The sequence below is a fragment of the Candidatus Bathyarchaeota archaeon genome (assembly GCA_029882535.1).
Classification (GTDB): domain Archaea; phylum Thermoproteota; class Bathyarchaeia; order Bathyarchaeales; family SOJC01; genus JAOUKM01.
This window is the reverse complement of record JAOUKM010000073.1, coordinates 1-2349: the sequence shown is the minus strand read 5'-3', so window position 1 is coordinate 2349 and position 2349 is coordinate 1. Positions and strand designations below refer to the sequence as shown.

At 40.6% G+C, this 2349-nt stretch carries 3 protein-coding genes; all 3 read right to left on the bottom strand.

All coding sequences use genetic code 11. The features are described from left to right. Positions 1-44: 44 nt before the first annotated feature. Positions 45-869: a hypothetical protein gene (locus OEX01_09620; GenBank protein MDH5449241.1), complete on the bottom strand. Its 825-nt coding sequence runs from the start codon at positions 867-869 to the stop codon at positions 45-47. Further along, a complete protein-coding gene (locus tag OEX01_09615; protein ID MDH5449240.1) occupies positions 862-1425 on the bottom strand; it encodes an ECF transporter S component in 564 nt (187 codons plus the stop codon). The genes OEX01_09620 and OEX01_09615 overlap by 8 nt, the downstream gene beginning before the upstream one ends. 81 nt (positions 1426-1506) lie before the next feature. Then, a partial coding sequence (locus OEX01_09610) for a M20 family metallo-hydrolase (GenBank protein MDH5449239.1) occupies positions 1507-2349 on the bottom strand: 843 nt, incomplete at its 5' end.

The following is a 2349-nucleotide window of genomic DNA, read 5'->3' as shown; positions in this document are numbered from 1 at the left end:
ATAAACTAATATGGATATACTTAATCTTTTAAAAATGTTAGGGGTTAGGGCCAAGACCAATGTTCAAATCTCCACTTGTAGGTGCCGTCGTTTTTCAGCATCCATGCGTCGCAACCAACTGGCCCTGAATTCCAGTCTTGTTCGTCGCCATCCCAGTAATACCAAATCCAACTCCACCCCTCAGAATAACCAGCAGTATATGTTTTTTTGTCATTAATTGAATCTACGAGAACATGTCCTGGCTTCATCGAAGGATAATAGGTATAATTGATTTCGGCTATTTTTTGTGTTAGTTGAAACAGGGAAGAACCTGCAGGCATTCTTGTTTCATTGTGCCAATCTATCGTTCCATTTCCGTAATCTATACAAACATTAACAGTTAGTTTTACTGTTTCACTAAGTAACAAGGTAAGCTCTCTTATCGCAAGCAAATTGAACAAATCATAGTATTCATTCAGCAATCTTCCAAAATTCTCCCCTGTCACGTTGCCTTCAGGGTAAACTAGTTGATAACCTTCTTTTAACATGAAGTAAGTTTCATTAAGATCTTCTTGATTCTTTAAAAGGGAACTATAGTTGCCTTTTAGATTATCAATTAATCTGCCAAGTGAGCCCATTAGTAAAGTGAAATTAGCACCAGGGAAGGAATAGCTGCCATAAAGCATGGAGTACTCGCTCAGCAGTATGTTGTATTTGCTCGTTAATTCATCATAATTTGAAGCCGTCTTATTTAGGGACTGCTGGTTTTCACCTATTTGCCTGGTATATGTCGTATTTTGAAGGTAGAAGTATGCTGCGAGATTTGATATAGATATGGCCCATACAAGTGTGGCTAATGTTAAAAAAATGAGTGTTCTCTTTTCAACCATTCTTCTCACCTCCTACTAGGTTGTTTAAAGTCTTTATTGATGGCAGAGTTAATATTCCGAAGACAGCAGTGTTGGAGAATATGTGAACTATTGAAAAGAACACACCAGAGACTATTGTTGTTAATATGGCCAAAGCGATGTTCGTCCCGGATAGAACATAGCAGAAAACTACCCCTGCATTTGTAACTAGGTCGTAAATTAAGGCAATAATGGCTCCTACAATGGCTGTTTCAGTACAAAATCTTGCTGAATTAATTTGTTCGGGCATTAGCCTTCTATAAACTCCTCCAAGAATCCCCGCTATCACCATCCCAACCATTTGGAAGGGCATAATTAAACCTGCGAAACCATACGGCGAAAGAAAACCATTAACAAACATAATAAAACATCCAAAGAACGCACCATCCAAAACTCCGAAGATTAATCCAACGGTGAATGTTAAGAAGGATGTGAACTCCACGTTTGGGGGTCTCGGCGTTAACTGTATTGCAAGACACAAAGCCGTCAAAATGCCAAACAAAGCTAATTTCCGTGTGTTGAACAAGTGAAGTTTCATAAATCTTGGATGGATTATCCATCCATATAAGCCTTTCGTAGCCGGAGGAGAACCAAGTATCTAAGGAAAGGCCGAATCAAATTAGGAAATTGCCAGGAAAGCAAACACCTTCGCGTCGTTGATGAGGTTCTCGATTTTCGCATACTCATTCGGTTGATGCGCCACCTCATCTGTTGTGCTCCAGACAACTGCTGGAACCTCTATTCTTCGGAAGAAAGCTGCACATGTTCCTCCGCCTATCCCTCCAACTTTCGGCTCTATTCCTCTGACTTTTTCGATTGCTTCTTTTAACATGACGACTATTTTGGAGTCAGCGTCGGTGGGTTTTGGAGCCGCACTTTTGCGTAAGGGTTCAATTTTTATTTTTGCTCCGGTCTTCCTTTCAAACTGTTCCGCAAGCCCGTGAATATCCTGCAATATTTGTTCTAGGTTGTAGCTTGGCAGTATGCGGCAGTCAAAATGGATTATGTCTTCTCCTGGGATTATGTTTACGGCGTCAACGTTTTTCTCCTTCTTTGTGGGTTCAAATGTGCTTTCTGGCGGGTCAAAATACTTGTCTTTAAGCGAATATTTCTCGTGCAACATTTTGTCAAGGGTTAAGGCGTATTCCATTCCTATGCGATGGGCGTTTAAGCCTTTGCTAGGTCTGCTGGCGTGAACTTGTTTTCCAGTTACGCGTATCCTAAAACACAGGGAGCTTTTTTCAGCTATCTCTATAAAGCTTCCGTTCTCGTTTCCACTGTCTGGCACAATTATTAGGTCGTCTTTTTTGAAAAGGCCTTGTTTTATAAGATGTTGAATTCCGTAGGTGCTTCCCTGTTCCTCATCGGCGACAAAAGCTAACGCTATTGTTCTTTTTGGTTTTATACCAAGAGTTTTTAGGGCTTTAACCGCGAAGATTGAAGCAACCATGGATTGTCCGTT